At 65.4% G+C, this 20,321-nt stretch carries 19 protein-coding genes; 12 read left to right on the top strand and 7 right to left on the bottom strand.

Annotated elements, in window-relative coordinates; genetic code table 11:
- The first annotated feature begins 67 nt into the window (after nt 1-67).
- A complete protein-coding gene (locus ACVIYL_RS06295; RefSeq protein ID WP_080667181.1) occupies nt 68-904 on the top strand; it encodes a tetratricopeptide repeat protein in 837 nt (278 codons plus the stop codon).
- A 370-nt stretch (nt 905-1,274) separates the two neighbouring features.
- Here the strand turns inward: ACVIYL_RS06295 and ACVIYL_RS06290 are convergent, their stop codons facing one another.
- A complete protein-coding gene (locus tag ACVIYL_RS06290) occupies nt 1,275-1,988 on the bottom strand; it encodes a hypothetical protein (protein WP_028336241.1) in 714 nt (237 codons plus the stop codon).
- A 321-nt stretch (nt 1,989-2,309) separates the two neighbouring features.
- Between ACVIYL_RS06290 and ACVIYL_RS06285 the strand changes: the two genes are divergently transcribed.
- Nucleotides 2,310-3,845, top strand: coding sequence for an aspartate ammonia-lyase (locus ACVIYL_RS06285; protein ID WP_456778017.1), 1,536 nt, complete (start codon nt 2,310-2,312; stop codon nt 3,843-3,845).
- Nucleotides 3,846-4,117: 272 nt separating this feature from the next.
- Here ACVIYL_RS06285 and ACVIYL_RS06280 read toward each other — a convergent pair whose 3' ends face one another.
- A complete protein-coding gene (locus ACVIYL_RS06280) occupies nt 4,118-5,953 on the bottom strand; it encodes a di-heme-cytochrome C peroxidase (RefSeq protein WP_456778016.1) in 1,836 nt (611 codons plus the stop codon).
- Nucleotides 5,954-6,202: 249 nt separating this feature from the next.
- Between ACVIYL_RS06280 and ACVIYL_RS06275 the strand changes: the two genes are divergently transcribed.
- Nucleotides 6,203-6,883: an alpha/beta hydrolase family protein gene (locus tag ACVIYL_RS06275; protein ID WP_456778015.1), complete on the top strand. Its 681-nt coding sequence runs from the start codon at nt 6,203-6,205 to the stop codon at nt 6,881-6,883.
- A 158-nt stretch (nt 6,884-7,041) separates the two neighbouring features.
- On the top strand, nt 7,042-7,776 hold the full coding sequence (locus ACVIYL_RS06270; RefSeq protein ID WP_456778014.1) for an aspartate/glutamate racemase family protein: 735 nt from the start codon (nt 7,042-7,044) through the stop codon (nt 7,774-7,776).
- Between the two features lie 98 nt (nt 7,777-7,874).
- Here the strand turns inward: ACVIYL_RS06270 and ACVIYL_RS06265 are convergent, their stop codons facing one another.
- Both ACVIYL_RS06265 and ACVIYL_RS06260 read right to left on the bottom strand, forming a co-directional pair.
- Nucleotides 7,875-8,654 (bottom strand): SDR family oxidoreductase, encoded by a 780-nt coding sequence (locus ACVIYL_RS06265; protein WP_456778013.1) that lies wholly within the window; start codon nt 8,652-8,654, stop codon nt 7,875-7,877.
- 40 nt (nt 8,655-8,694) lie between these two features.
- Nucleotides 8,695-9,669, bottom strand: a complete 975-nt coding sequence (locus tag ACVIYL_RS06260) for a ketopantoate reductase family protein (protein ID WP_456778012.1) — start codon at nt 9,667-9,669, stop codon at nt 8,695-8,697.
- Nucleotides 9,670-9,848: 179 nt separating this feature from the next.
- Between ACVIYL_RS06260 and ACVIYL_RS06255 the strand changes: the two genes are divergently transcribed.
- The gene (locus tag ACVIYL_RS06255; RefSeq protein ID WP_253605084.1) at nt 9,849-10,646 is read left to right on the top strand and encodes an enoyl-CoA hydratase-related protein; all 798 of its coding nucleotides are present in this window, start codon (nt 9,849-9,851) and stop codon (nt 10,644-10,646) included.
- 2 nt (nt 10,647-10,648) lie between these two features.
- On the opposite strand, the gene ACVIYL_RS06250 is transcribed toward ACVIYL_RS06255, so the two are convergent.
- Together ACVIYL_RS06250 and ACVIYL_RS06245 are read right to left on the bottom strand one after the other, a co-directional pair.
- A complete protein-coding gene (locus ACVIYL_RS06250; RefSeq protein ID WP_229191898.1) occupies nt 10,649-10,912 on the bottom strand; it encodes a hypothetical protein in 264 nt (87 codons plus the stop codon).
- Between the two features lie 62 nt (nt 10,913-10,974).
- On the bottom strand, nt 10,975-11,859 hold the full coding sequence (locus ACVIYL_RS06245; RefSeq protein WP_456778011.1) for a LysR family transcriptional regulator: 885 nt from the start codon (nt 11,857-11,859) through the stop codon (nt 10,975-10,977).
- A gap of 114 nt (nt 11,860-11,973) precedes the next feature.
- Here ACVIYL_RS06245 and ACVIYL_RS06240 point away from each other — a divergent pair, with 114 nt between their 5' ends.
- The 4 genes from ACVIYL_RS06240 (at nt 11,974) to ACVIYL_RS06225 (ending at nt 16,138) form a co-directional block, all read left to right on the top strand.
- Entirely contained in the window at nt 11,974-13,335 is a 1,362-nt protein-coding gene (locus tag ACVIYL_RS06240) for an FAD-dependent oxidoreductase (protein WP_456778010.1), read from the top strand.
- A 12-nt stretch (nt 13,336-13,347) separates the two neighbouring features.
- Nucleotides 13,348-14,352 (top strand): ABC transporter substrate-binding protein, encoded by a 1,005-nt coding sequence (locus ACVIYL_RS06235; protein ID WP_456778009.1) that lies wholly within the window; start codon nt 13,348-13,350, stop codon nt 14,350-14,352.
- Nucleotides 14,353-14,544: 192 nt separating this feature from the next.
- The gene (locus ACVIYL_RS06230; protein WP_456778008.1) at nt 14,545-15,318 is read left to right on the top strand and encodes an ABC transporter ATP-binding protein; all 774 of its coding nucleotides are present in this window, start codon (nt 14,545-14,547) and stop codon (nt 15,316-15,318) included.
- A complete protein-coding gene (locus ACVIYL_RS06225; RefSeq protein ID WP_456781785.1) occupies nt 15,311-16,138 on the top strand; it encodes an ABC transporter permease in 828 nt (275 codons plus the stop codon). The genes ACVIYL_RS06230 and ACVIYL_RS06225 overlap by 8 nt, the downstream gene beginning before the upstream one ends.
- Before the next feature lie 186 nt (nt 16,139-16,324).
- On the opposite strand, the gene gtdA is transcribed toward ACVIYL_RS06225, so the two are convergent.
- On the bottom strand, nt 16,325-17,365 hold the full coding sequence (gtdA, locus tag ACVIYL_RS06220) for a gentisate 1,2-dioxygenase (protein WP_038384747.1): 1,041 nt from the start codon (nt 17,363-17,365) through the stop codon (nt 16,325-16,327).
- Between the two features lie 158 nt (nt 17,366-17,523).
- On the opposite strand from gtdA, the gene maiA reads away from it, so the two are divergent.
- The 3 genes from maiA to ACVIYL_RS06205 are packed head-to-tail and all read left to right on the top strand — an operon-like array spanning nt 17,524 to nt 19,842.
- The gene (gene maiA / locus ACVIYL_RS06215) at nt 17,524-18,156 is read left to right on the top strand and encodes a maleylacetoacetate isomerase (RefSeq protein ID WP_076832895.1); all 633 of its coding nucleotides are present in this window, start codon (nt 17,524-17,526) and stop codon (nt 18,154-18,156) included.
- Nucleotides 18,146-18,658 (top strand): MarR family winged helix-turn-helix transcriptional regulator, encoded by a 513-nt coding sequence (locus ACVIYL_RS06210; RefSeq protein ID WP_057020139.1) that lies wholly within the window; start codon nt 18,146-18,148, stop codon nt 18,656-18,658. The genes maiA and ACVIYL_RS06210 overlap by 11 nt, the downstream gene beginning before the upstream one ends.
- Entirely contained in the window at nt 18,658-19,842 is a 1,185-nt protein-coding gene (locus ACVIYL_RS06205; RefSeq protein WP_456778007.1) for a 3-hydroxybenzoate 6-monooxygenase, read from the top strand. Before ACVIYL_RS06210 ends, ACVIYL_RS06205 begins: the two co-directional genes overlap by 1 nt.
- Nucleotides 19,843-20,321 lie beyond the last annotated feature (479 nt).

Here is a 20,321-nt window from a genome sequence, read left to right as displayed (position 1 = left end):
ACTTTCGCTGGACGCTCCGTCGGCGGCAGTGATAACGGCTGACAAGAACCATCTCACGACGGACCGCATGCCGAAACCGCCGCCTCCTTCCAATCGCGGGCCCAGCCCATCCCCGGTACTGCAACGCGCCGTGGTCGCATTGCAGATGGGACAGGTCGTCGAAGCCGAGCGGCTGGCGGCGGAGGTCTTGAAGGCAAACCGGACCGATGTCGGCGCGGCCTCGATCCTGGCACGGGCGCTGATGATCCAGAACCGCAACGAGGAAGCGATCGCACCGCTTGAGCGAGCCGTACGCCGCGTCGAGGATCCCGGCCTCGAGACCCTGCTTGGCGCAGCGCTCGGCGGCGCTGGTCGCGGCAGCGAGGCGATCGATGTGCTGCGGCGAACCACCGCGCGGCGGCCGCCGTACCTGCCCGCATTCCAGGCGCTGGCAGGGCAATTGCACTCGGCCGGTCGCATCGACGAGGCGGTTGCCGTCATCGAGAGCGCGCTCGTTCTCGCGCCGGGGAGCCTCGAGTTTCAGCTGCTGCTGGCGCAGCTGCTGCCCCAGCGCAATGAGCGTGGCCGGGCGCGCGAGATTCTGGAGAAGCTGCGCAATGCGGCGCCGGGACATCCCGATGTTCTGGCCGCGCTCGCGCGTGTGTTGCTGCTCGATGGCGAATATGCTGCCGCGGCGGATCTCTACCGCCAGGTGGTGGCGCAGCGCCCCGACGACCCGCTGACGCGTCTCAGCTTCTCCGCCAGTCTTCTGGAAATGGGCGACCGCGCGGCCGGCGAGGCCAATCTGCGTCTCGCGTTGCGCGGCCGGCCGCAAATGATCGGCCGCACGACCGCCGCGCTGATCATGTCATCGCACGGCCGCTTCTTCTTCCGTCGCAGCGCCTTTGCGGAATTTCTGAGCTAGGGCGTTTTCGAGCGAAGCGGACACCGGCTCGCGCTAACGCGTCAAAACTAGAATCTAGAGCGGCGGGGATAAGCCGCGGCCTCTGCGCTCAAGCACAAGCGCCTCTGGAATGCTGGATCGCCCGCATGCGGGTGAAGACACCGAACCGGCTCAGGATCGCGCCACATATTCGGTGTCGTCCTGGCGAAAGCCAGGACCCAGTACCCCAAATCTCAATTGTTGAGCGACACCGGGCCGCGATCCCGCTCATCACCGAAGACGGTGGCTATGGGTCCTGGCTTTCGCCAGGACGACGGCGGTGGATGCCGAGCCTCCCATCGGGTAGTTCGCAATGACGGAGGAGGCCGCAGCGGAGCTTCGCGCGCCCGCTCTACGTCCGGAATTGGCGCCGATAGAGTCCGGACTCGCGGGCCATCCTGTTGGTCAGTTCCTGGGCGCGCGATGTTTCATCCGGCGTCATCGCCGCGGTCTGCGCGACCCAGTTTTCGCGCTTGACCGGGAAGCATTGCGCAACCGGCGTGCCCTTGGGCAATACGCCGTTGAAACTGGTGTCGTGCCAGCGTGCGGGGAAATGAACCCAGCTGTCGTGAAACAGATCGCAATCGACCATGCCGGTCAGCGTGGTGAACGGCAGGTCGAACCGGTTGACCGGATGGGTGAAGAACAGCGAGTAGCCCGGCGGCGCCTCGATGGTCCACAGATTGACGAACTTGATGACGAAGCGGTCGGGCTCGAACAGCGGCGAGCCGACCACCTGGCTTTCGTCGTGGAAGCCGACCGGCGAGCGCGGGAATTCGAGCGCGCCGCCGGCCGGAAGGTCGTTGTCCCAGGTGATCGCGCCATTCTCGACCTTGAGATCGCAGATCAGCGGCAACAGGAAACCCGATGTCATCGCATCGACGAATGGCGGGCAGCGCTTGACGGTATCCTCTTCGCGATTGCTCATCGTATTGAAGGCCTGCGTCGGCATCGCTTTGAGCCATCCGGGAAGCCCCAACGACGCAGGCATCGGCGGCGGAATCTTGCCCTCGAGCTCCGCGGGGCAGCGGAATTTGATGGTGATCGCTTCGTTATTGTTGGACACGGCTTTGGTCCTTGGTTCGTTCAGTGTCGGCGGCGCCCTTGCGCCAGTCGATGCTCGTCTAGCACGCGACGACGGGGCGGAGAAAGCAGCCGCATCGGTCGCGAAGCGAGCCGCGATATCGAGCTATAAGTTGTTGTTATCATGACGGATAAGGCAAAGCCCTTAATCTCCCGGTTCGGCGCGCGCCAATGCTGCTTTTCCGCGTCCCTCCGCTCACCGGTGTGCAAGACTCTGCCGATAGGCATTGGCTTTCGACGCCCGCCGGGCGCATCATCGCCGGCGTCGCTGACGACAAGATCTGCGAGAGGTAACGGAGGTACCATGGCCGAATCGAAGGTTGAGACCGCCAACACTGCAGCTGCCGCGTCCCCCTCCGGCGAGAGCGGCGGCCCCAGCCACCTCGCGGTCGCGACCGTCCGCACCGTGCCGATCGAGCAGGCGCAGTCCCGCACCGAGCACGATCTGCTCGGCGAGGACGACGTGCCGGCCAATGCGCTGTGGGGCATTCACACCAAGCGCGCGGTGATGAACTTTCCGATCACCGGCGTGCCGGTCGGGCACTTCCCGGAATTCGTCCGCGCGCTGGCGCTGGTGAAGCAGGCCGCAGCGCGCGCCAACAAGCGGCTCGGCTATCTCGCACCCGAGAAGGCGGATGCGATCGAGGCGGCCTGCACCCAGATTGCGACCGAAAAGGTCTATGCCGAATCCTTCGTCGTCGACGCGATCCAGGGCGGTGCCGGCACGTCGACCAACATGAACGCCAATGAGGTGATCGCCAACGTCGCGCTGCGGCTGATGGGGCGCAAGCCGGGTGACTATCACGCGCTGCATCCGAACGACGACGTCAACATGGCGCAGTCGACCAACGACGCCTATCCGACCGCGCTGCGGCTCGCGGTGATCTTCGCCACCCAGCCGCTGGTGCGCGCACTGGACGATCTCGCCTACTCCCTCAAGGGCAAGGCGGTGGAGTTCGCCGACGTGTTGAAGATGGGGCGCACCCAGCTTCAGGATGCGGTGCCGATGACGCTCGGCCAGGAATTCGACGCCTTCCACGTGACCGTGAAGGAGGATGTCGCGCGCCTGAACGAGATTTCCGCGCTGTTCCGCGAGGTCAATCTCGGCGCCACCGCGATCGGCACCGGCATCAATGCCGATCCGCGCTATGCGGCGCTCGCGGTCGAGGAATTGTCGCGGCTGTCCGGCCAGCCGATGGTGCTTGCTTCCAACCTGATCGAGGCGACGTCCGATCTCGGCGCCTTCGTGCTGTTTTCCGGCGTGCTCAAGCGCGTCGCGGTCAAGCTGTCCAAGATCTGCAACGACCTGCGGCTGTTGTCGTCGGGACCGCGCACCGGCATCGGCGAAATCCGCCTGCCCGCGGTGCAGGCCGGCTCGTCGATCATGCCCGGCAAGGTCAATCCTGTCATTCCCGAGGTGGTCAACCAGGTGGCTTTCCTGGTGATCGGGCACGACCTCACGGTCACGATGTGCGCCGAAGGCGGCCAATTGCAACTCAACGCGTTCGAGCCGACCATCGGCTATTGCGTCTTGAGTTCGCTGCGCATGCTGACGGCGGCGGTCGATACGCTGACCAAGCGCTGTGTCGACGGCATCGAGGCCGATCGCGAGCGTTGCCGCAGCCTGGTGCAGGGCTCGATCGGCCTGATCACGGCGCTGGCGCCGTCGCTCGGCTACGAGGCCTCATCGCGCGTGGCGCGCCGTGCGCTCAAGGAGAACCGCTCGGTCGCCGACATCGTGCTGGAGGAGAAGCTTCTGACCGAGGCGCAGCTCAATCAGCTGCTCGAGCTCGAGGCCATGACCCGCCCGGCGCGCCGGCAGCCGGTGCCGAGGAGTTGAGGGCGAGGCGCAGCAATTGCGCTCCCTCTCCCGCAAGCGCAGGGCTATCGCATTTCGTGGCGGTACCCTCGTGGCCATCCTTCGAGACGCCCGCCTTCGGCGGGCCCTCAGGATGAGGTCTTGTTTTGCGGCACAATAGTAGACCCTCATGGTGAGGAGCGCCGCTTGCGGCGAGTCTCGAACCACGAGGCCAAACACTTGCCCGGTCGCCAGGGGACATATGCGATAGTCCTGCCCGCAAGCGGGAGAGGGGGCGCAGTCCCTTCGGGGGCCTACAGCGTCTTGATGAACTCGATCAGGGCGCGGCGCTCGTCTTCCTTCAGCTCCGGCCCGATCACGCCGGTGCGCTTCTCGTTGGAGAATTCGTGTCCGGAATTGCCGTTGCCGCGCTTGGTGGTGTCGAGCATGAAGGCGTTCTTGATCTTGTCCTTCCAGACGTAGCCGAGATCCTTCGGATCATACTCCCGGCTGCCGAGATAGAAGGTTGCGGGACGATCCTTCACCGGCGACAGCAGTGCGTAGATGGTCGGGACCGAGCCGTTGTGCAGATAGGGCGGGGTCGCCCAGATGCCGTTGAGCGGCCGGACCTTGTAGGCGAGCGGCGCCTGGATCTCGTTCGGCCGATAGCCGTTGATGCGCTTGCGATCTTCCGGCGGGGTCTTGTTCTGGTCGTACCAATAGTCGACGGTCTTCTCGACGAGATCGCCGAGCGCCGGACCGAAACTGCTGTCCTTGATGTTCAGATTGGCCGGCGTCTCGACGGTGCGGTGCGCGAGGCCCTCGGCCTGCGCGCTGTCGGTGCCGATATGGCTGATCGGAATCATCTCGACATCGAGCAGCGGCTGGCCGGCCTCGTTCCTGGTCCAGCGCTTCTTGTCCTTGAACAGCGCAAAGGCTTCGCTCGCCGGCAGCGCCTTGCTGTCGATCGCCGGGCCGTGACAGCCCTGGCAATGCGCCTTGTAGAGCTCGCCGCCCTTCTTCGCGAGATCCATGTTGATCGGCGGCAGGATGTTCTCCGGCCATTTCGGCGACGCCAGTCCGCCAAAACCCCTGTCCTCGCTGGGCGGCTCGCCGGCGATCATCCGCTCCATCTCGTGCAGCACGTCGATCCGCGCGCTCGATTTGTAAAGCCCCTTGGACTCGTCGAGCAGGTTGAGCTCGGCGCTGACGCCGAGCGCCTCGCCGGCGTTGCGCACCATCGGCTGCATGATCGAGCCGTCATATTGCACCCAGCTGAACCACGGTGCGTTCCAGATCCGCGGGAAATGCACCGGCGCCGAATGCGAGGCGTAGTTGTTCGGGTTGTTCAGGTCGATCGAGAACACCTGGTTGCCGATCCGGTTCAGCGCGTCGAGCCGCGCATAGCCTTCCTCGACGCTGTTGGCGGTGACCTTGTTCTCCAGCGAATTGATGTTGGCGTATTGCTTCAGCACGAGGTCGAGCTGGCCGCGCAGCGCCATGCGCTCGTCGAGGCTGGCATCCTTGCCGAGGATCTCGTCGGCAAAGCGCGAGAAGCGCCCCGGCCAGAAGCGCGTCAGCAGCAGCGAGACGCCGACGCTCTTCTGGAATTCGAACAGATTGGTGTTGGCCGGTCCGCCGTCGATCACGATCTCGGTGCCGCGATAGCTGAAGCTGCCGGTGTGGCAGGCGGCGCAGGTGAGGCCTACGCCGGTCATGTCGGCCTTGCTGTGCGGGTTGCGCCATGGCGCGCCGTTGGCATCGGCCATCGGGCCGCCCTGCGCAAAGCCGATCGGCAGCGCATCGGGTTTGCCCGGAATCACCGTGTCGGGAATAAAGCCGAAGCGGCCGAGATAATTGGTCTCGCTGAGTCGCGGCGCCGCGGTGAACAGCGGCCAGACCGTCGGCTGCTCCAGCGCCATGAACCATTCATGGGGAATGCCGAAGGTCCGCGTGCCCTGGTCGGCGTGGTAGAACCAGCGCAGCCGCTCCGCGCTGACATTCTGATCCAGCCACACGGTCTTTGCCGACGGCTGGTAGTCGACGACCTCGACGCGGAAGCCGCTCGCGACCGTCTCGATATCGTCCTTGAAATAGAGGACGCCGGCGACAATCAACAGTCCGATGACGAATATCGTCTTGCGAGGCATGCCCCGTTCCCCCAATTCGCGGTACCCGCGCGTGATATGGATGAGATGTTAAAATTCGCCGAAAAACGAGTTCGCGCTAAGCGTGTGATGCGGTGTGCGCTATCCTACAGTGGCGGCGCTTGATCTAACAACGGAAATGTTGATTGGCTGTGAGCCAGTTCACTTGCGGCGTTCCCTCCGCGGCGGCATTTGCGCGCATCGAGGCCTGCGGCTAGAAACAACGGCGCAACAATTCTTCGAGATGTCATCTTGAACACGTCAGGCGCGCAGCCGCTCACGATCACGGTCTCGGACCACGGCACGGTGTCCGCGCTGCTGCTGCGGCCGGCGCAGGCCCGTAGCGCCTATGTGTTTGCCCACGGCGCCGGCGCCGGCATGACGCATCCGTCGATGGCCGTGATCGCGGAGGGCCTGGCGGAGCGCGGCATCGCGACATTGCGCTATCAGTTTCCCTACATGGAGAAGGGCAGCAAGCGGCCCGATCCGCCCGCCGTCGCGCAGGCAACGGTGCGTGCCGCGGTGGCGGAGGCCGCGCGTCATTGCGGCGAACTGCCACTGTTTGCCGGCGGCAAGTCGTTCGGCGGACGCATGACCTCGCAGGCACAGGCCAAGGCGCCGCTCGCCGGCGTGCGCGGGCTGGTGTTTCTCGGCTTTCCGCTGCATCCCGCCGGCAAGCCGTCGAGCGAGCGGGCCAAGCATCTCGCCGAGGTCGAGGTCCCGATGCTGTTCCTGCAGGGCACGCGCGATGCGCTGGCCGAGCTCGACCTGCTCGAGCCGGTGGTGAGGGGGTTGGGTCATCGCGCGACGCTGCATCTGGTGCAGGAGGCGGACCACTCCTTCCATGTCCTCAAGCGCTCCGGCCGCAACGACCGCGAGGTGATGGCCGAGGTGCTCGATGCCTTCGCGGGCTGGGTGGCGAAGCATTCGTAGGTGTGTAGCCCGGATGAGCGAAGCGACATCCGGGGTCTGCATGCCGCGGGCGAGATCGGTCCCGGATATCGCGGAGCCTGTCATCGGGCGCGCGTTCGCGCGACCCGTTGGCTCATCCGGGCTGCGCTTGGCCGCGAAAGGGATGTTATTCTCCACCCATGACCAGGATCCTGATCGTCAATCCCAACACCACCGCGTCGATGACCGCGACCATCGCGGCCGCGGCGCAAGCGGTGGCCGCGCCGGGCACCGAGATCGTCGCCGTCACATCCGCGATGGGACCGGCCTCGATCGAGGGCTTCTATGACGAGGCCTTCGCCGTTCCCGGGCTGATCGAGGCGCTGCTGAAAACGCCCGATGCCGATGCCGGCATCGTCGCATGTTTCGACGACACCGGGCTAGATGCCGCGCGGTCGGCTGCGCGCTATCCGGTGGTCGGCATCTGCGAGGCGGCGCTGGTCACCGCCGGACAGATCGCCAAGCGCATCGGCATCGTCACCACGCTGCCGCGCTCGATCGTGCCGCTCGAGGAACTGGTGCGCCGCTACGGCTTTGCCGACCGCGCGATGGTCACCGCCTGCGACGTCGCGGTGCTCGATCTCGAGAAGCCGGGCTCGGGCGCCAAGGCCAAGCTGGAGGCCGAGATCGCGCGGGCGCTGGACAAGGGCGCGGACGCCATCGTGCTCGGCTGCGCCGGCATGGCCGATCTTGCCCATGAGCTGTCGGTGCAGTTCGGCGTGCCTGTGATCGACGGCGTGGCCGCCGCGGTGAAGCAGGCGGAAGCGCTTGCCGGCCTCAAGCTGACGACGTCGCGCCGCGGTGCTTACGCTTCGCCCGCGGCGAAAAAATACCACGGTCTGCTCGAAGGATTCGCGCCAGCTTCAAATGAATAAGCTCCGTCATTGCGAGCGAAGCGAAGCAATCATCTCTTAACTTGCGGAAGCGTGGATTGCTTCGTCGCTATTGCTCCTCGCAATGACGGATGAAGTTTTTATGACACCACCCCGCCATAGATCCGGTCGCGCAGGCGGCGCATGCCGGACAGCCAGCGCTCGCGGTTGGTGGCCTTGCGCTGCATGTATTCCTGCACCTGCGGATGCGAGAGAAGCAGGAAGCGTTCTTCGGCCATCGCCTCGATCACCATCCGCGCGACCTCGCCCGGCTGCAGCACGCCGTCGACGCGCGCGGCACTCGGGCCCGGCGTCGTCATGCCCGTCTGCACCGATTGCGGACAGAGCACGGAGACGCGGATGCCGCGATCGCCATACTGGATGGCGAGATGCTCGGCGAGCGCGACCGCGGCGTTCTTGGTCACGCCGTAAGGCATCGAGTTCAGCGAGGCTAATAGCCCCGCGGCGGATGCGGTGTTGATGAGATAGCCGGAGCCGCGCGCGAGCATGCCGGGCACCAGCGCGCGCGCCGCGTACACGTGGCTCATCACATGCACGCGCCAACTCACGTCCCAGTCGGCATCGGACGCGGTCTCTTGTCCCTTGCGCGAGAGCCCGGCATTGGAGAAGAACACGTCGACCGGACCATATTTGTCCTCGGCGGCGGCGATCAACGCCTTGATGTCCTCCTCGAGCCCGACATCGGCGGTAACGGCAAGACCGTCGATATCGCCGGCGACGCTCGCGAGCCGATCGCGCGAGGTCTTGAGATCGGCGACCACGACGCCGCGAGCACCGGCGTCCGCATAGGCCCGCGCCACCGCCTCGCCGATCCCGCTCGCGCCGCCGGTGACGATGCAGACCTTGTCCTTGACTTGCATGGTTCGATGTCCCTGCTTGTTATCGTGGTGGGTCGGATTGTCAGCCCTGATACAGGCCCTTGTCACGCGCCTTCTGGATCGCGAGCGCGGCCATCAGGTCGAGCATTGGGGTCGAAATGGCGGCCGCGCGGGCGAATGTCGCCGGTGCGCGCACCAGCACATCGATCTCCATGGCGCGCCCGAGTTCGTAGTCCTGCAGGATCGACGGCTTGTGGTCCGGCGCCGGCCCTGAGCGGGTGACGCGCTTGACCTCGGGAATATAGTGTGTCGCCACTGCATTGGCCTCGTCGAGCAGGCGCGGGATCACGTCCTGCACGTCAGGATCGTCGCGGACGCCACGCGCGGTCAGCCCGGTCAACAGGCACAGCACCGACATCGACATGTTGGTTAACAGCTTTGACCAGATCGTCTCGCGGATCTGCTCGACCTCGGGCGATTCGATCGCGGCGTCGTCGAGCGCCGCGCGCAGGCGGGCGATGCGCTCGCCCTGCCGGTCGTCGCATTCGCCGATCAAGAGACGGTTGCGGTCCGGCGACAGGTTCGCGACGACCCCTGGCGCGATCACCTCGTTGGAGGAAAAGATCACGCCGCCGATGATCCGCTCCTTCGGGACGGCGCTGCGCAAATGCCCGCCGGGATCGAGGAAGCCGAGATCGGGGATCGCGGGATGCTGCGGCGGCAGGCCGAGATCGTACCACCAGGGAATGCCGTTCTGCGCGAACACGATTGATGTGTCGCGCTGAAGCAGCGGCGGGAGCTCGGCTGCGAGCGCGCCGATGCCGGTCGCCTTCAGTGTGCTGATGACGATGTCCTGCGGCCCCAGATCGGCAGGATCGGCTGAGGCCTTCACCTTCGCGGTGACGCTGCTATCGCCGACCTTCAGCGTCAGTCCGCTGGCCCTGACCGCGTCGAGATGCGGCCCGCGCATCACGCAGGCCACATCGTGACCGGCGCGCGCGAGCCGGACCGCGAAGTGGCTGCCGACGGCGCCCGCGCCGAAAATGCAGATACGCATGAGTGGAACAATTCTCCGCAACGTGCCCCGTCAGTTTCCACAAGCGCGGGGCATCGCGCAACCCGTCATGCGCGTGGCGCGGTCGTGCGCGCCCGAAAGTGATGGATCAAGGCATCCGCTCTCGCCATAGTGCAAGGCTAGTACAAGATAACAGCAATGCCGAACGAGGGAGCAACGTCATGTCGGCCAGCCCAGTCCTGTGGAGCCTCGATGCGCGCGGGGTCGCGACCGTCACGCTGAATCGTCCCGAGGTCAACAATGCTTATGACGGCGCGCTGATTGCGGGCGTGCTGGCCGCGATCGACGATCTCTCGACCAAGCCGGTGCGCGTCGTCGTGCTGAACGGCAACGGCAAGCATTTCCAGGCCGGCGCCGACCTGAAATGGATCAACGGCGTGCGGCCGAAATCGTTCGAGGAGAACGAGGCGGCGTCGCGCGCCACCTTCGAGGCGGTGCAGCGTCTCAACACGCTGCCGGTCCCGACCGTCGCGCTGGTGCAGGGCGGCTGCTTCGGCGGCGGCACCGGCGTGATCTCGGCCTGCGACATCGTGATCGCGGCCGACAATGCGCTGTTCTCGATCACCGAGGTGCGCTGGGGCCTGACCGCGGCGATCATCATCCCGCAGCTCTGCGACGCGATTGGCGTCCGCCAGGTGCGCCGCTATGCGCTGACCGGCGAACGGTTCGGCGCCGAGGATGCCCGCCGCATCGGCCTTGTCCATGAGGTGGTGCCGCTGGCCGATCTCGACAGCGCCGGCGCCAAGGTCGTCGAGCAGCTGCTCGGCAACGCGCCGGATGCGATGGCCGAGACCAAGAAGCTCGCGATGGAAAGCTCGTTCGGCGGCATGGCGGTGGACGATGCGGCCTACAAGCGCCTCGTCCAGCTGCATTCAGCCAAGCGGCAGACCGCGGAAGCTGCCGAGGGGCTTGCATCCTTCGCCGAGAAGCGCGCGGGCCGGTGGGGCGGCGCCACGTAAGCTCAGCAGCCGCGGCAGATGCCGCGCATGCTGCGATAGACCTCTTCGTCGTCGCGGCGCATCAGCTGCAGCTGATCGAACGTCTTCGATTCGCTCGACCGCGCCACCGGCGGCTCGGGCTTGCGCTTCGCCGCAAGTTCCTGCTCTTGCCGATGGTAGCAAGCCTCGCGATCCGCCTTGGCCTCAATGAAGCGGCAGGTCTCGATCGCGGCCGCGGGCCCAGCGACGATGATGAGACCAAACGACATTGAGATCAGGAGTTTCAAGCGGGCGATCCTTTCGCGTCCTTGTCTCAGCTCGGCATGCGACCGGCAAGGCCGGCGTCGCATCACAGCGGCTGCGACAGCGTTTTTTTCAATGTCTTCAGCAGCGCCTGCACCGCGGCGGCATCGATGCGGCGCTCGGGAACGGCGGCCTTGACCCACAATTCGGGGATCGGAAAGTCGGTGAGTACCGGTTGCAACGCGCCGTCGCGCAGCGCGTCCGCGACCAGATAATGCGAGAGCAGCGCAATGCCGTTGCCGGCGATCGCGCTTTGCGTCAGCACGCGGCCTTCGTTCGAAGAGAGAATCGGGCGGACCTGGATATTGATGCGGCCGCGCGGGCCCTCGAATGGCCATTCCGGTCCGGTCGGCAGGAAGCTGAGGCAGCGATGATCGACCAGGTCGCGCGGATGCTTTGGCGTGCCGTGCTTCTTCAGATAGGCCGGCGAGGCGCATACGAGACGCGGCAGCCGGCACAAAGGCTCGTCAACCACGCCGCCAAAGGAATGCGGGAAGGCGCCGATCGCGATATCAAAACCTTCGGTCACCGGATCGACCGGACGATCGATCATCACGATCTCGAGATTCACGCTTGTGTTCTGCTTCTGGAAGATCGTGAAGGCATCGGCGAGCCGCGCCACCGTCAGCGAAGTCGGCGCCTTGACGCGCAGATGATCGGAGAGGTCGCGCTGCTTCTCGCCCATCCGCGACAAGAGATCGCCGACATCGGCAACCACGCCACGGGCGCGATGCACATATTGCTGCCCGGCCTCGGTCAGCCGCAACTGGCGGGTCGAGCGGTGGAACAGCGCGGTGCCGATCCGCTCCTCGAGTTGGGTGACGCGCTTGGCGACGACGGATGTCGCGACGTTGAGCTTGCGCGCCGCGGCGGAAAAGCCGCCGGCATCGGCGGTGGCAAGGAAGGCTTCGAGATTGACCAGCGTATCCATCTGCCTTGCTCGCCTTTCTCGATTCGCGAAAGCTGATTACATAATTTGGTGGATTGTACTGCAATCTGCATCAATTCATAGTTGGCCCAATCAACTTTGTTCAGGGCGGAAATGATGCGAGCGAGCACGATCGAAGAACCTGCGCGGCAGGTCCCGGTCTATGGCGAATATGACGTGGTGGTGCTTGGCGGCGGACCGGCCGGCATCGCGGCAGCGGTCGGCGCGGCACGTGCCGGACGGCGGACGCTCCTGATCGAGCGTTACGGATTTCTCGGCGGCATGGGCACCGCGGCCGGCGTGACCAACTTCTGCGGACTGCACGCCAACATCTTCGGCGAGATGCACCGCGTGGTGCAGGGCATCGCCTCCGACCTCCTGGCGCGGATCGACCGGCTCGGCGGGCTGAACGCGCCGCATCTGATCCTCGGCAAGATCCTTGCGCAGGCCTACGACACCGCGGCCTACAAGATCGCGGCCGACGATCTGCTCGCACATCACAAGGTCGACATTCTGTTCCACGCGCTCGGCGCCGGCGTCGTCATGGATGGTTCGCATATCCGTGCGCTGATGGTGGAAACCAAGGCCGGCCGTCAGGCCGTGCGCGCCAGCATCTTCATCGATTGTTCTGGTGACGGCGATCTCGCGGTGTGGGCCGGTGCGCCCCATGAAGTCGGCGATAATGCCGGCGGCATGCTCTACCCCTCGATGATGTTCCGCCTCAACGGCATCGATCCAGCGAAGGCCGGCGATGCCTGGCGCACCATCCCGGCGCTGATGGCTGAGGCCGAGGCCGCCGGCACCCACACATTCCCGCGCAAGTCGGCGATCGTGCGGCCGCAGAAATCGCAGATCGAATGGCGGGTGAATTTCACCCAGGTGACGCGAAGCGATGGCGGCGCCATTTCCGGTATCGATCCTGACGACATGACGCGCGGCGAGATCGAGGGCCGCCGCCAGGCGGTCGAAGCGTTCAGGTTCCTGCGCACGGTGCCCGGCTTCGAGAATTCCTACATCGTCGATCTGCCGCCGCAGCTCGGCATCCGCGAGACGCGGCGTGTGATCGGCGGATACATGCTGTCAGGCGAGGATGTGCTGGGCTGCGCCTCGTTCGAGGATTCGATCGGCGTCAATGGTTGGCCGAAGGAATCCCATGTGCCGGGTGATGTGATCTTCGAGTTTCCGCCGATCCCGGAGAGCCGCGGCTATAACGAGTTGCCGTACCGCATGCTGGTACCGGAGGGCGTCGACAATCTCCTGGTCGCCGGCCGTTGCGCCTCGATGACCCATGAAGGGCAATCGGCGGCGCGCGTCTCCGGTGCCTGCTTTGTGATGGGCGAGGCGGCGGGAACTGCGGCGGCGCTGGCGCTGTCGGGCAATACGATTCCGCGCGACATTTCCGTCGAAAAGTTGCAACAACAGCTTGGCAAACAGGGCGCGTTCATCGGCCGCGATCAGGCCGTGCCCGAGGGGTTGTAGGTGGAGACGGCAATGATGGGTTGGGCGCGGCTCGCACTCGCGGGTCTCCTGGTGTGGGCCGCGAGCGGCATTGCGCGGGCCGATGATCTCCTGAAGGCGAAGATCGGCGTGTTGCGGCTGTCGTCCTCGGCGCCGGTGTTCATCGCGCAGGACAAGGGCTATTTCCGCGACGCCGGGCTCGACGTCGAGCTCAAATTCTTCGACGCCGCGCAGCCGATCGCGGTCGCGACCGCGTCGGGCGATGTCGATTTCGGCATCACCGCCGTCACCGCCGGCCTCTATAATCTCGCCGGCAAGGGCACGCTAAAGGTGATCGGCGGCATGAGCCGCGAGAAGGCCGGCTATCCCCTGATCGGCTACTTCGCCAGCAACAACGCCTATGCGAGCGGCCTCAAGACGCCGAAGGATCTGGCCGGCAAGCGCGTCGCGGTGACCCAGGTCGGCTCCAGCTTCCATTATTCGCTCGGTCTGCTCGCCGACAAATACGGCTTCAAGCTGTCCGACGTGAAGGTGGTGCCGCTGCAGTCGCTGTCGAACGCGGCTGCCGCGCTGAAGGGCGAAACCGTCGACGCCGCGCTGCTGCCGGTCTCGACCGCGCGGACGCTGATGGATTCCAACGGCGCGAAATTGCTCGGCTGGGTCGGCGACGAGACGCCGTGGCAGTTAGGGGCCATCTTCGCGTCGCCGAAGGCGCTGACCAACGCACCGCTGGTGACCAGGCTGCTTACCGCGCTCACCCGTGCCGACCACGAATATCACGACGTGATCCTCACCGCGATCAAGGATGGCGTGGCGCCGATCAACGAGAAAACGAAACCGCTGCTCGAGATCATCGCCAAATACACCAACCTGCCGGTCGCGCAGGTGGTCGGCAATTGCGCCTATATCGATCCCGACGGCAAGCTCGACGTGAAGAACCTCGACAACCAGATCAAATGGCTGCAGGGGCAGGGCTTTGTGGATAAGGGCTTTGACGCCAATGCGATCATCGCCAAGGATTACGTGAAGGCGGATTGATGTGGGACCGCGTGCACAACTCTATCCCCGTCACCCTGAGGAGCGCGCACTTGCGCGCGTCTCGAAGGGTCGACGGCCGAGCTGCTACATCCGGGCCGTCGACCCTTCGAGACGTCGCTGCGCGGCTCCTCCAGCGACAAAGGCGAAGCCTTTGCGCGGGGGTGACGGGTCTGGCAGTGAGTTCATGACGCCATGGACCTGATCGCCGACCATATCAGCCATCGCTTCGGCGCGCTCGACGTGCTCGACGATGTCTCCTTCACGGTCCGCGCCGGCGAGATCGTCGCGATCGTCGGGCCGTCCGGCTGCGGCAAGAGCACCCTGCTGTCGATCCTTGGCGGCCTGCTGCGGCCGAGCAAAGGTGCCGCTGAGCTGCGCGGCGCGGCGCCGGCTGATAGCCTCAATCCGCTGACCTTCGTGTTCCAGGATTTTGCGCTGCTGCCGTGGAACACGGTCGAGGAGAACGTCGCGTTTCCGCTGCTGCATACGGGCTTGAGTGCCGGCGAGCGCAGCGCCGTGATCGACGATGCGCTGCGCCGCACCGGGCTGTCGGATTTTCGCGCCGCCTATCCGAAGCAACTGTCCGGCGGCATGCGCCAGCGCGTCGGCATTGCGCGGGCACTCGCGGTTCGCCCCGCGATCCTGCTGATGGACGAGCCGCTGTCGGCGCTGGATTCGCAGACCCGCGAGCTCCTGATGGAGGATTTCGTGCGCCTGCTCGCCGACGGTGCGATGGGCGCGGTCTATGTCACGCATAATCTCGAGGAAGCGGTGCGGCTCGCCGACCGCGTCGTGGTGCTGTCGCGCCGTCCTGGCCGGATCCGGGAAATCGTGACCATTCCGATGACGCGCGCCGAGCGCGGCACGATGGACGCGCGCGGGCCGATGGCCTCACTGCAGGGTGAGCTGTGGTCGCTGATCCGGAAGGAGGCGATCGATGCCGAGCGCGAGGTCCAGCATGCTTGACCGCGCGCCGCAGCAACCGAAAGACCAGTCGGCGGAGGCGACGCGCCCGGTCGCGTTTCGCGGCGCCGGCTTTATCCCCGACGGCAGCCGACATGCCGGCTGGATCGCGCTCGCGCTCGTGATCGCGCTCTGGCAGCTCGCCGGCAGCGCAGGCTGGGTCAATCCGCTGTTCCTGCCGGCGCCGTCGGCGATCGCGGTCGCGATCTATAAGCTCGCGATGTCGGGCGCGCTGTGGCAGCACCTGTCGTGGTCCATTATGCGGATCGGTACCGGCTGGATCATCGGCACGGCCGCCGGAGTCGTGGTCGGCTTCGCGATCGGGCTGTCGACCATGGCGCGCGGCGTCGGCATCACCTTCATCTCGGCGCTGTTTCCGATTCCGAAGATCGCGCTGCTGCCGTTGCTCATTCTGTGGCTCGGGATCGGCGAGGAGCCGAAGATCGCGACCATTGCGCTTGGCGTGTTCTTCTCGACCGCGATCTCGGTCTATAGCGGCGTCGATGCGGTGCCGCGCAACCTGATCCGGATGGCGCAAAGCTTCAACGTGCCGTTCCACGCCATCGTGCGCCGCGTGATCTGGCCGGGCGCGCTGCCCTCGATCCTCGCCGGCTTCCGCATCACCGCGTCGGTGGCGCTGCTGCTCGTGGTCAGCGCCGAGATGATCGGCGCGCAATACGGCATCGGCGCCTTCGTCCTGCAGGCCGGCAATCTGATGCAGACCGATCAGCTGCTCGCCGGCGTCGTGATCCTGTCGCTGTTCGGGCTTGCGGTGGGGAAGCTGATCAATTTGCTCGAGACGAGGTTGTTGCACTGGCGGTGAGAGCACGCTGCGGGCCACAACCCCCGCTGTCGTCCCTGCGAAAGCAGGGACCCATAACCACAGGGCGTGGTTGTTAAAACAGGCTGGGGCCGCAGCTTCTTTAGCCAACCGAGGACGGTGGTTATGGGTCCCGGCTTTCGCAGGGACGACGTGAGGTGGGCGCTGCGTGCCTTGCGCAGACGATCGTTACGCGTTGCCCCTGTCCTCGCGGAACAGGTCGAGCTTCTGCTGCACCGGGCGGTCGGAGAACGAGAACAGCACGGAGTCGGCATCGGCCTCGTGGGTGACCCAGTGCCAGCTCGGCACCACGAACAGGTCGCGCGGTCCCCACTCGAAGGTCTGGTCGCCGACCCTTGTGCGGCCTTTGCCCTCGATCGCGGCGAACACGGTCGCATCGGTTGCGCGATAGCGCGCGGTCTTGAAACCCTTTGGCAGCAGCTGGATGAAGGTGCCGATGGTCGGCATCGCGAAATCGCCGGTCTCGGGGTTGGAGAATTTCAGCTTCAGGCCGTGACAGGCGTCCCACTCGTCGCTGACCTTGGCCTTCTCCAGCGCCTCGCGGGTGTATTCATAGGGATAGTTGAAGATCGGCGAGGTCTTCGAGGTTCGCTTCTGGTCGATCGGCAGCAGATTGTGGCCGTAGCGCGCGAAGCTCGCGCCGGCCGGCTTGGAGATCGACTGCTGGTCCTCCTTGGCGCCTTCGGCAAACGAGCAGTCGAAGAACTGCACCATCGGGATGTCGAGCCCGTCGAGCCAGAACATCGGCTCATTGGTTTCGTTGGAATGGTCGTGCCAGGTCATCGACGGCGTGATGACGAAGTCGCCCGGCGACATCGCGGTGCGCTCGCCGTCGACGGCGGTGAAGGCGCCCTTGCCCTCGAGCACGAAGCGCAGCGCCGATTGGGCATGGCGATGGGCGGGGGCGATGTCGCCCGGCACCACCATCTGCACGCCGGCGAACAGCGAGGTCGTGATCTTGGACTGGCCGCGCAGGCCGGGATTTTCCAGCACCAGCACGCGGCGCTCGGCTTCCTTGGCCGTGATCAGCTTGCCGGCCTCGTTCATGTAGTCGCGGATCTGGTCGAACTTCCACAAGTGAGGACGGCAGGCGCTTTTCGGCTCCGGCGTGATCAGATCGTTCATCACGTTCCACAGCGCCGAGAGGTTCTGGCCGTCGATCTTCTTGTAGAATGCCTCGCGCTCCGGGGTCTTCTGCACGGCTTCCATGGCAAGCCTCCCATCATTCTTGTCGGTGCAATTTAATTGACAGTATACTGACAATATGGCTAGCGTCAATGAAGCAAGCCATGGCGTTTTCGAGCGAAGTGGATACCGGTTCGCGCAAAGAAAACGCGTCAAACCAGAATAATGCAAGGGAGGTTCCGATGAAGCTGCATGGCTATTTCCGGAGCAGCGCGTCCTACCGGGTCCGGATCGCCCTCAATCTGAAGGGGCTCACCTCAGAGCATCTGCCGCATCATCTGCGCAAGGGCGAGCAGTGCGCGCCGGCCTATCTCGCGATCAATCCGCAGGGGCTGGTGCCGACCCTGGAAAGCGATGCCGGCGCGATCCTCACCCAGTCGCTCGCGATCATCGAATGGCTCGACGAGACCAATCCCAACCCGCCGCTCTTGCCGAAAGATCCGCTGCGGCGCGCAAAGGTGCGGGCGTTTGCGCAGGCGATCGCCTGTGACACGCATCCGGTGCAGAATTTGAAGGTGCTGGCGCGGCTGCGCCAGCTCGGCCTGCCCGAGGAGCAGGTGACGGAATGGGCGGCTTGGGCCAATCGCGAGGGACTGTCGGCCTGCGAGACCCTGATCGCGGCGGAGTCCGGCCCGTTCTGCTTTGGCGATGCGCCGACGTTGGCCGATCTCTGCCTGGTGCCGCAGCTCGCCAATGCGCGGCGCTTCGGCGTCGACGTTTCGGCCTATCCGCGCCTGCTCAAGGCCGAGGCCGCGGCAAAGCAAATCAAGGCGTTCGCCGACGCCGCCCCGGACAAGCAACCCGATGCCGAATAACAAACCAGCGCCCGTCACGATGGACGCGGTCTATACCGCGCCCGGCTACCTGTTCCGGCGGATGCAGCAGATCGCGGTCGCGCTGTTCATCGAGGAGTGCAGGGCGTTCGACCTGACGCCGGTGCAATACGCCGCGCTGGTCACGATCTCGACCCATCCCGGTATCGACGCCACGAGGCTCTCGGCGGTGATCGCGTTCGACCGTTCCACGCTCGGCAACGTGATCGAACGGCTGCAGGCCAAGGAGTTCATCGTGCGCAAGCCGGCGCCCGAGGACAAGCGCGTCAAGCTGCTCTATCTTACCAAGGCCGGCGCGGCTGTGTTGAGCGACATCATGCCCTCGGTCGACAAGGCGCAGGCGCGGATGCTGCAGCCGCTGAAGCCGGCCGACCGCAAGACGCTGCTGGCGCTGTTGACCCAGCTCGTCGACCTCAACAACGAGGCGTCGCGGGTGCCGCTGCGCGCCGAGGATGCGCTCGAACATCTCGGGAGGTCGGGCTGATGGGGGAGACGAGACCTGTCCTGATCGCGGGTGGCGGCATTGGCGGCCTTGCCGTGGCGCTGGGCCTCGCGCAAAAAGGCATCCGCTCGATCCTGCTGGAGAAGGCCGCCGCGCTCGGCGAGATCGGCGCCGGCATCCAACTCGGCCCGAACGCGTTCCACGCCTTCGACTATCTCGGTGTCGGCGAGGCCGCGCGCAACATGGCCGTCTATATCGATCAGCTCCGGCTGATGGATGCGCTGACCGCCGACGAGATCACCCATATCGATCTCGGCGACGCCTTTCGCGCGCGGTTCGGCAATCCCTATGCCGTGGTACATCGCGGCGATCTGCATGGCGTATTCCTGCGCGCGTGCCAGAATCACGAGCTGATTGAACTGCGCGTGTCCAGCGAGGTGGCAGGCTACGAGCAGGATGGTTCGTCGGTGACGGCAAAGCTCGCCGATGGCGAGCGGATCACCGGCCGGCTTCTGATCGGCGCCGATGGCTTGTGGTCGAACATCCGCAAGCAGGTGACGTCGGACGGCCCGCCGCGCGTCTCCGGCCACACCACCTATCGCTCGGTGATCCCGACCGAGCAGATGCCGGAGGATTTGCGCTGGAATGCGGCGACGCTGTGGGCCGGCCCGAAATGCCACATCGTGCATTATCCGCTGTCGGGCTGGAAGGTGTTCAACCTCGTCGTCACCTATCACAACAATGCGCCGGAGCCGGTTGCAGGCAAGCCGGTGTCCGAGGCCGAGGTGATGAAGGGTTTTACCCACGTCCATGAGCGGGCGCAGAACATCATCCGCCACGGCACCAACTGGAAGCTCTGGGTGCTGTGCGACCGCGATCCGAACGAGCAGTGGATCGACGGCCGCGTGGTGCTGCTCGGCGACGCCGCGCATCCGATGCTGCAATATTTTGCGCAGGGCGCCTGCCAGGCGATGGAGGACGCGGTCTGCCTGTCGCACATGCTGGCCCATCACGATGACCAGACAGCGGCGCTCGAAGCCTACAGCGCGCAGCGCTTCCCGCGCACCGCGCGCGTGCAGCTGATGTCGCGCGCGATCGGCGAACACGTCTACCATCCTGCAGGCGAGCACGCCCGCATCCGCAACGCGATCATGAGCACGAAGTCGCAGGATCAATGGTGCGATGACATCGCCTGGCTGTATGGCGGGACGGGGCTGAAGGCGTAACTGCCCGGCAGTCGATACACGCGGCGTGCTCGCCGCATTCTCCCTCGTCGTCCCGGACAAGCGAAGCGCGATCCGGGACCCATAACCACCGAAGGCTGTTGTGATGGCAGGCTGGGGCCCCAGCCTTCGCGCCACAAATATTTGTGGTTATGGGTCCCGGCCTTCGCCGGGACGACACTGAATGTGTGGCTGGATGGCGGGACGGGGCTGGGCAGCTAGCTACTTACTCGTCGTCCCGGACAAGCGAGCGTAGCGAGCGCGATCCGGGACCCATAACCACCGAAGGCTGTTGTGATGGCAGGCTGGGGCCCCAGCCTTCGTGCCACACACATTTGTGGTTATGGGTCCCGGCCTTCGCCGGGACGACACTGAATGTGTAGCTGGATGGCGGGCAGCTAGCTACTTACTCGTCGTCCCGGACAAGCGAAGCGCGATCCGGGACCCATAACCACCGAAGGCTGTTGTGATGGCAGGCTGGG

Source organism: Bradyrhizobium sp. USDA 3315 (assembly GCF_054056795.1).
The sequence above is the reverse complement of the archived record's forward strand: the minus strand, read 5'-3'. Positions and strand labels throughout refer to the sequence as shown.